Raw genomic sequence first — 9,368 nt, forward strand, 5'->3', positions numbered from 1 at the left:
CTCGCGGGCAAAAAATTTCCTCCCCTAAAACCCCTCCATTTTTTGCCCACTCGCTTTTAAAATTTAAAATCACGAAAAATTACTTCGTTTTTAAGATTGACAGAATCAAAAATTTATTCTATGATAAAATATAATCCCAAATCGTAACCGGGATTGAAAATGCACCTTAACAACTAAAAAGGAGGTAAGAAAAATGGACGTGATATGGAATTTAACGAAAGCGTGTCCTTGGGACTGTGCGATTTGTTGTGTTTCTGGGTCTCATGTTTGTAATACAACTGAATACTTTGTGTACTCAGAAGCAAAACAGAAAGGAGAGGAACTTACTCTGGCTGAAAAATTGGCAGTGCTAAAAATTTTGACTGACAGAGATTTCGAGATTGATTTTTCCGGTGGTGACCCCTTGTATTACGATGAAGATTTCCAAGTAGTAGAACAAGCTACTCGTTGGTTGCCGTCTAGAAAAATTGGTGTTAGTATGACAGGTAGTAAAATTACTGATGCTAAACTTGAGGTTCTAAAGAAAGTTAGCTTAGTAGAGTTTACGTTGGATAACCTACCGGATGTAGAAAATCCTTTGCGTCCCCGTGGATACAATCTTGCGTCAATGATTGCAATGAAAAAGTGTGTTGCTGTAGGAATAAAAACAAAAGCAGTTACCGTTCTTTATCATACTACAATGACCGAGAAAAACCTTGAAAGTGTATACCGCTGGCTGTGCGAAAACGGTATTTCGGAATGGGAATTGTTAAGATTTTATCCTGTGGGAAGAGCCACTAAACTTGCAGAACTTACTCCCTCTAATCCAGAATATCTAAAGACAATGAAGTTTTTGCGAGGATTACACGGCTTTACAAAAATTTTCTTTCAGCATTCACTTAGAATACTGGAAGGAACTATAAAGTGTCCCGCAGTAGTAGATTCAATTGGTATTCTGCCTGATGGTACAGTAACAGCTTGTGCTTGGGCTATTGATGGCAATTGTCGTCCTTTCCAAGGATTTTGCCTTGGTAAACTGCCGGAAGATAATTTAGATGAAATTCTGGAAAGAGCAGTAAAAATTCCAGACTATTCTGAAAGAACAAAATTTTGCCGGACGATTGCTCACATTCAGAAAAACAACAAAAGGGAGGTAAAGTAATATGAAAACTAACACCATACAATGCAAAACCCTTCTGACTAAGAGTAGATTGCCGGAAGTAGATTACTGTATTAATCCTTATGTTGGTTGTCTGCATGGTTGTGTCTATTGTTATGCCCGTTTCATGAGAAGGTTTACTGGTCATGACGAACCATGGGGACATTTTCTTGATGTTAAAATAAATGCTCCTGAAGTTTTAGCAAGAGAGTTAGCCAGAAAACCAAAAAAAGGCATGGTGCTTTTGGGAAGTGTCACTGACGCCTATCAACCAGTTGAGCAAACGTATCGTGTTACTAGAGCAATTCTGGAAATTTTACTTCAACACGATTTTCCGGTTTCTGTTTTAACGAAGTCCAGTCTTGTAGTACGAGATTTAGACTTGTTCAAACAGTTCAGTCAATGTGAAGTAGGTTTAACGATCACAACAACAGACCAAGGAATCGCTCGTAACTTCGAGCCTCGTTCTTCTGCGCCTCAACAAAGGATAGAGGCACTAGATACTCTTCACCGAAGCGGTATTACTACCTATGCCTTTATTGGACCAATTCTGCCCAAGTTGACTAACCTTGAAGCCATTTTTACAGCTATTCAAGGCAAAGTTGGTTTCGTAATGGCAGAAAGTTTGAATATGAAGTGTGGAAATTGGGAGAATATCCAAAATCTTCTAGAAAGCAAATACCCCCATTTGTTATCTCTTTATCAATCTAGATTTTCCCGGACATATTGGGAGCAGATTGAAAGAGAGTTAAGAACACTGAGCGAAAAATTCAAGATACCGCTAAAGGGATTCTACCAACATTGAGATATAAGGAGGAAAGAGTACATTTATGCCGCTGACTTTTTAGAGAGTTAGCGGCTTTTTTCTTTACAATATTGCTAATATTTTGTATTCTTAAAATAGAATTAACCATATTATTATGGATATAAAACAATTAAGTAAATTTTTAGTGAAAGCGAAAATTAGCACTTATGCTTCAAGCGGCGAAGGTGGAGAAAAACTTCTTCCAGATGGAAGTAAAGAATTTGAGTTTAGAGAAGAAGAACTCAAATACCGAGATAGATATTTCGGTTTTAATCCCTTTGTGGGCCAGGAAGTTATTTTTCAAAACGGAAAAATTGTTTGGGGAATGAATTATTACGGTAAAGTAGTTTCTAAAATTATTCCTCCAAAGCAAGCTTATCGATTTCTTCAAGAGGCTTTAAAAAAATTCCCGAGGATAAACCATTTAGATGTCCTCGGAGATTCAAAAAAGATAATTTTCAATATTTTAACAAAGTGAAGGGAGTTATAGGAAAATTTGAGGGAGAAGAAAAAATTTTTTACAAAGGAAAACTGGTATATGGACTAATTTATCACGGTGGAATTGTAATGAAAAAGTAATCTTTTTTTCGTGATTTTAAATTTTAAAAGCGAGTGGGCAAAAAATGGAGGGGTTTTAGGGGAGGAAATTTTTTGCCCGCGAGCCGAAGGGTTTTCCTGCCCGCCGCCGAAAGCGGCGGGCAATTAAAAGTCAGTGTCGGGATTTTCTTGAAAATAGGTTCGGATTTTGATTAAAACAGACCGCAGAATTGTACACGACGAGTTTTCCGCCTCGCCCTCGCTTTCAACGCCGACGGAATTTGTGCCAGCGTTAGCTGGCGCGCCGCGTTAAATTGTAATATAAAATCATGAAGAAGGACCCTCTTCATCTGGCGCTTCTAATACTAACTTTTCAGCTTCTGCGACTGGTAGATTTTGCACTTTGTTCAATTTTCTTTCAATGGTTCTGGTTTTAGTAACTGCCCCTTCGATAGTATTGCTTGCTTCTTGTATTTTCTTGTGAGTTTTTTCCAACAAATCACCAAATTTCCCAAATTCAGTTTTTACAGCACCAAGCAATGTCCAAACTTCACTCGATCGTTTTTGTATAGTAAGCGTTCGAAACCCCATTTGAAGACTGTTTAGAATTACTTGCGTAGTTGTTGGTCCAGCAATGATAACTCGATATTCTCGCCGGATTAGTTCAAATAATCCTGGCTTTCTCAAAATTTCTGCATATAAACTTTCGATTGGTACAAACAAAATTCCAAAATCAGTTGTGTATGGTGGGTCAAGATATTTATCTCGTATATCTTTAGCTTCAGATTTAACCCGCATTTCAAGAGATTTACTCAACTCTTCGATTAAAAGTAGATTGCCCTGCCCTTGAGCCTCAACTAAGCGCTGATAATCCTCTAGCGGAAATTTTGCGTCAATTGGCAACCAAACTTGTTTTACATCGTCATCGTTTCCAGGCAACTTGACCGCAAATTCTACGTTATCTCTACTAGACTTCTTTGTTTTAACATTCTTTTCATATTGTTCTGGAGTAAGAATTTCTTCTATGAGATTTCCTAACTGTGCCTCACCCCATGTACCCCTAGACTTAACATTACTAAGCATTTTTTTTAGATCACCTACACCCAAGGCAAGCGTCTGCATTTCACCAAGCCCTTTATGCACCGCCTCAAGGCGATCACTGACAACCTTAAATGATTCTCCAAACCTCTTTTCTAATGTAGCGTGCAATTTTTCATCAACAGTTACACGTATTGCCTCTAATTTTTCACTATTATCTTTCTGCAAAGATTCTAATTTTTTCTCCACTGCTTCTCTGACCTTTTCCATTTTGGCATCATTCTTGTCAATCAATTCTGTAAGTTTTATCGAAAATCCTTCAAAATTTTTATTTTGGACATTAGCAAGTTCGGACATTCTTTTATCAAGCGAGTCCCCAAACCCCTTAAACAAACTAACTAACTCTTCCCGCAACCTCTTTTCTGAATCAGCGATTTCCTTCCTGTTCAAAGACATTTCGTCTTTTAATCCTCTTTCATTTTTTTCAAAAAGCCCCTCAATTGTCTTAATTATTTGATCAATATTATCTGACTGCTTATTTTTAAAAAGTAAAAAAACTATTAAAGCAATTCCGAGAGTATTTATTATCAGCAAAATTATTGTAGTCATAAAAAATATTAAATAATTGGTTTAATTCCAAGTTCTTCTAATTTCTTCCACAAACTATCAAGCGCCTTTTCTTTGTGGCAGTAGAAAGCGCTTCCTGCAACCCTCCAAAAAACCCAACCAGCTCTTTCTAGCTGTCGTTGTCTGTTCCAATCTGCTTCAAAATTCTCAAGAGTATGATATTGATCACCATCGCACTCTATTGCTAGTCGGGCATTTTCCCCTTGCACCACTAAATCTATTCTTCGTCCGATTACGGGATACTCCGGAAGAACTTGATAACCTTTATTAATTAAAAGATTTCCAACATCAAAGGAAAATTGTGATGCCCTACCCAAGTCAAACTCTCGTTTTAATGCTTCTCTGCCCGCCTTAAGTTCTTCTGTCTTTGGATCATAAAACCAATTGAGTAATCTAAATCTCCAATCATCTTGATTTCTAAATTCTTGGAGCGGGATCGAGTGATAGAGAAATACTTGATCACGGGCACGGGTAGCCGCAACATTAAATCTTTGCTTCGTTCCTTTGTCCACCAACGCCCTTACTGTATCGTTTAGATCATCAGAATCAAGCGCTTTTACCATTGAAAGAAACATCACATCTCTTTCGTCGCCCTGGAATGCGTAAGCGTCACCGCAAGTGATATTTCTTTCCTCAATAACTCTCTCGCCAATCTGTGGGTGTCTGAGAATTAAATCTTTAATATATTTCGCTTGGTCTTCAGCAAGAAGTGAAATAATTCCAAAAGTACAAAGACTACCATTGGGACGCTTTTGATAATTCGGGTCATTCAAACATTCGACTAATTTTTCGACGATGGCTTTTGCTTCCGGTTCGTTAACCTTATTGTTTGTGTTTTGATAACCGTTCTCTATAAAAACAGGCACAAGAGCCGGCTTAAGCAATCCTTTCGGGTGCGGGTGTCGTAACGGCTTAAGTTTCGCATCATAAATATAGTGATTGCTAAAGGCAATGATTTCCGGTACGCACCTAAAATGTTCATTCAACTGAATCATATTCGGTATCCGTGTTTCTGCAAGATCAAAAAAACTTGAATTGATTAGAAAAGTGTTTCCATGTGGGATATCAAACAAAAATCTTGACGTTAATTCAAAGTGTTTTTCCATGTCTTGAAATATACCCGCTGGACTTATTTGATCAGGATCACCAACTACAAGTAATTTTTTACCAAGATAGCCAATTGTTAGTCCGCGAATATCACACTGGCTCGCTTCATCAAAAATTACTACATCAAACATACCTGCTTTAGGTTCAGAAAACATTTGTGCCGCTCGATGCAGGGGCAATATCCAAACGGGAACAGCATTCTTTGCTTGCTTCAGAGCTTCTTGTGCATCGTGTAAATATCTATGGGCATGTTTGCCCTTGCCGCGACCATATTTTTTTATTGCTTGCGACCACGCCATAAGTGCATCGCGTTGTGGTTTTGACACTTTGTCTATTTGCCTCTGCCAAGCAAGAACCGTCACGAGATCAGAATTAAGCTCATGCTCTCGCTTAGTCAGTCTTTCTAGTTGGCTCTGTAGAGAATCAATATCCACATGGTCATGAATGTTGTTCAGCCACGACTCTAGTTGTGCAATTTTCCACGCAAGACTCAAATTTTCAGGACATTTAAATTTTTGTTTTTGATCAGCAAACCCGGTAATGTCTTGATATAAATTAGGACTATATTTTTTGATTTTTTCGGCAATTTCGTTAAGACGGACTGCATTTGATTTTTTATCAATCAAAAGAATAAGCTCATCTAAAGCATTTTTCCAGCCAGTGGTGTTTCGTTTCTTTATCGCCTCAATTAATTTATCTGTAATTTCGTGCCTATTATCAAAGTTAATATTCTCAAGGACATCTATCCATTCGGAAAAAGAATTTTCAAGATTTGCAATCTCAAATTTTGCTACATGAGATGCAATAAGTTCTATCGCTATTTCAATGTCAGATTTTTTCGTAAATAATAAGTTTGCAAGCTGTTTAACTTTCTTGAAAGAATCATCTATCGCTGAAAAATCTTCATGATAATTTGTCAGTCTTCGCAAATTTACAATTAACACTTCGAACTGAATAAGATCAAGATGATCCTTTTGCAATTCGGGAGCTGTTTTTAATGTTAAAAAACTTTGATCTAAAAGTATTTTTATTTCTTTCTCCGCTATTTGAGCAAGTACAACCTCACGTAAGATTTCAGCTCTTTCAGAATTATCAGGCGAGAGCCCATCAACTGTATAGCTCTCTAGGATTCTTTTGGCATTTGAAGATAAAAGAAGTTTGCCAAATGTACCCAGTTTTGTTTTGTTCAAGACTTTTGCTTTTAGTGTGTCGGTCGCTTCCAAGAAGTCATTTAGTGACAGAGATGTATTCCCAGAAATATCATGACCGATTATTTTATTTTTACTTTTACCAATTATTTGTATTTTCTCTAAAATCTTAGAGAGTACAGCATTCCATTTTTCACGTTCGTTTTGGCTTATGGTACAAGTTTCAAAAATCTCTTGTTCATAATCTTTATTGATTGAAGTGAGTATCTTTCTTGCATTTGATAGCATTTCCCAAAGCTTGGAGAGAGCCTCCTGATTGAGATTTGTTTCTGAATTTCCAAAAACCTTATTTGAAACTTTTGCTTTTTTGTTAAGTTCTCGAGAAGAGGCAAATGCACTAAAAATGACATCCTCGTTTGGCAGTGATGAGATAGCTGGCAATCCAAATTTGAATAAGTTTCTATCTTCCAACCTCAAATCTAAAAGCAACTGGTATGATTCTTGCAAGTTTTCCTCCGAGAAATTAAGTTGAGTATCGAAATGAATTTTGTCTGTAAACCAAGCTAGATCTGAATGCTCAGCATGTTCTCTGATAAGTTTTGCCGCTTCAATAGGTTTTATTTCTTTCCCGTCAATTTCAATTTTTTCGTTTGAGTCCGTAAGAATGTATTTGCGAATTTGATTTGCAAGAGAAGCTTTTTCTTCTCTCACGCGAGCAAGTTCTTTTCTAACAGTCTCTGCATGTGACTCACTAAATTTTGTATGTCTCTCCCCGAGATTTGAGCTTATTTCACTTATTGATTGTTGAAGAACATCATCGCGCTTGGCTGTCTGATGTAATTGGGACACCGCAAGACTACGAATATTTTCAGGCAATTTATCCCGTAAAACTTCCAGCGCCTTACTTGTTTGTGAGGTAACAAGAACACTCTTGCCTTGTGCCAAGAAGCGAGAAATAAGGTTTGCAATGGTATGGCTTTTCCCAGTTCCGGGTGGTCCCTTTACGACAACCCCATAATTAGCATCTAAGCGTTCGGCAATTCTTTTTTGTTCATCATTCCAAGGTAAGGGAAAAAATAACTCTGATTCTTTTATGGAGACATCCTTAAAATTTTCTTCACTACCTAATTCTGTCTCTCGATTTTCTTCCTCATACTCTCCAACTAGATCGGTGATAAATTCAGTCGGCTCGACGCTATTCTGTTCAATGTCGCGTCTGATAATTCCTGCGTATTTTGACCAAAGATCATTATTCCTTTTTCGTGCAAAGATAACAGGCGAATTCCAAATACCTGGAGTTTTTGTAATCTCGGGAGCAGAAGTAAAATCATTCTCAAAGCGATCTTCACTTTCCGTTGATATGTAGTTGATCAGAGTTTGTGATTGTGTTTTGAGGGTTTCGAGATGCCAAAAATCAAAAGGGCTTGCGTTAATCTTGTCGGACCAAGTAATTAAATCCATCTCCGCCGGATTGTCTGTTTCATAGAGAGAAGAAATTTCAACAAAACCTCGAAACATTGGATCCGGACTAATTTCAATAGTTCTTTTTGAAGCATCAAAGTCAAGTGTTAGGGGGGTTAGAAATATTGGTGCATAAATAGAACCAACTGCTTGATGTTTCCAGGTCAAAAGCCCGTGTCCTAAAAGTAACTCGTAACTATCGCCTTCGTTTTTAAGCAAAAGGCGAAGCGCAAAAAGTTGATCGTAGAGAAGATTTGCCTTGTATATCTTACTGACTTTATCCGCCCAAGGCTTCCATTCGCTTTCCGTGTATCCTGAAAGTAATTTTTCAAGTTCTGGATGTTCAATCCATCTGTCTTCAACATATTTAACCTCAATTGCTTCGGGTAATTTGTCCGGTGATAAAACCACCCAATCTGAAATATATTCAGGCACTACATCTCCTTGCTCAAATTCTTTACGGAATTTTTTGAAATCACTGACGCGAGTATTATTATCATCAAACTGCACCTTGCGATCAATCTTTTCTTTTGCTGTTGGAATATTTACTGGATTTACTTCGTTGATCCATTCAATAAGTTCGTTTGGTAAATTGGGAGCAGGTTTAATACTCTTCTTTTCAACTTTAAGCCATGCGCCAATTTGTAGGTTATCAGCTACTTTTTCCGTATCAAAAGGTCTAATGTAAAGATTCTCGACATCACGCGGATAATCCGCTAACCACCACGGAGAAGGAGCGGTTGTTGTGGTACGAAAATCTCTAACAACAGAATCATCAAGTGCAAGGGCTTTTTCTAAGTATATAAAAAGTCTAACGATTTTATTTTTTGCTTCGTCGGAAATAGCCCGCACTCGGCTTTTTGTAGAAGTCTGTAAAGACGGCTCGCTTTCTTCAGTTGGTTCAGTTTCAAAAGAAACAACAGAATCTTTTTCTATGATTTCATCTTCAGTTGTTGTTTCTTGTTTTTTCATAGATTCTTTCTTGCACTCGTAGCAAATTGTTCCACTTTTGACTTTATGTTTTTTGCAAACAGTGCAGTAAGATTTGGTTGCCCAATATGTTTTAGCATCAAATTTTTTTTGATAATTCATAAAATTATTTGATTAAATCCTCAATTGAAACGCCAAGTGCTTTGGCTAATTTCGCCATAATAAGCACGGACGGTTTTTTAATAACATTACTCTCAATCTTTGTTAGGGTTGTATATTTAACATCGGACTTTTTGGCAAAATCTTCTTGTGATAAGCCCTGTTTATTCCGATACTTCTTTATATTTCCCCCGATGTTTATTTCTATTGCCATATTATCACTAATTTGATAGTATTAAAGTGTTATGCTATCCTTTCAATATAATACTATCAAATTTTATGAATTTAGTCCAATTAAAAATGAGGGAAACCCGCTTTTGGCCAGCCCCGCAGTAGCGGGGCAAGATAAAAAATTCCAATTTGCGCTTAAAATCGGCTGGCGAGCCCTCGCAGAGGGCGAGTCAACAAAGACATTTCC

6 protein-coding genes are annotated in these 9,368 nt (G+C 37.3%); 3 read left to right on the forward strand and 3 right to left on the reverse strand.

Annotated features, from left to right (window positions below; genetic code table 11):
- Positions 1–193: 193 nt before the first annotated feature.
- From KKD20_00005 to KKD20_00015, 3 genes are all read left to right on the forward strand, one after another.
- A complete protein-coding gene (locus tag KKD20_00005; GenBank protein MBU4331494.1) occupies positions 194–1,141 on the forward strand; it encodes a radical SAM protein in 948 nt (315 codons plus the stop codon).
- A 1-nt stretch (position 1,142) separates the two neighbouring features.
- Positions 1,143–1,943 (forward strand): radical SAM protein, encoded by an 801-nt coding sequence (locus tag KKD20_00010; GenBank protein MBU4331495.1) that lies wholly within the window; start codon positions 1,143–1,145, stop codon positions 1,941–1,943.
- A 115-nt stretch (positions 1,944–2,058) separates the two neighbouring features.
- Positions 2,059–2,421 (forward strand): hypothetical protein, encoded by a 363-nt coding sequence (locus KKD20_00015; GenBank protein MBU4331496.1) that lies wholly within the window; start codon positions 2,059–2,061, stop codon positions 2,419–2,421.
- Between the two features lie 386 nt (positions 2,422–2,807).
- Here the strand turns inward: KKD20_00015 and rmuC are convergent, their stop codons facing one another.
- The 3 genes from rmuC to KKD20_00030 are packed head-to-tail and all read right to left on the reverse strand — an operon-like array spanning position 2,808 to position 9,164.
- Positions 2,808–4,127: a DNA recombination protein RmuC gene (gene rmuC / locus KKD20_00020; protein ID MBU4331497.1), complete on the reverse strand. Its 1,320-nt coding sequence runs from the start codon at positions 4,125–4,127 to the stop codon at positions 2,808–2,810.
- Positions 4,128–4,135: 8 nt separating this feature from the next.
- Positions 4,136–8,953 carry an AAA family ATPase gene (locus tag KKD20_00025; GenBank protein MBU4331498.1) on the reverse strand — a complete coding sequence of 1,606 codons (4,818 nt, stop codon included), beginning with the start codon at positions 8,951–8,953 and terminating at the stop codon, positions 4,136–4,138.
- A gap of 4 nt (positions 8,954–8,957) precedes the next feature.
- Positions 8,958–9,164 carry a helix-turn-helix transcriptional regulator gene (locus KKD20_00030; GenBank protein MBU4331499.1) on the reverse strand — a complete coding sequence of 69 codons (207 nt, stop codon included), beginning with the start codon at positions 9,162–9,164 and terminating at the stop codon, positions 8,958–8,960.
- Positions 9,165–9,368 lie beyond the last annotated feature (204 nt).

The sequence above is a fragment of the Patescibacteria group bacterium genome (assembly GCA_018896645.1).
Classification (GTDB): domain Bacteria; phylum Patescibacteriota; class Patescibacteriia; order UBA2591; family JABMQE01; genus JAHIMF01.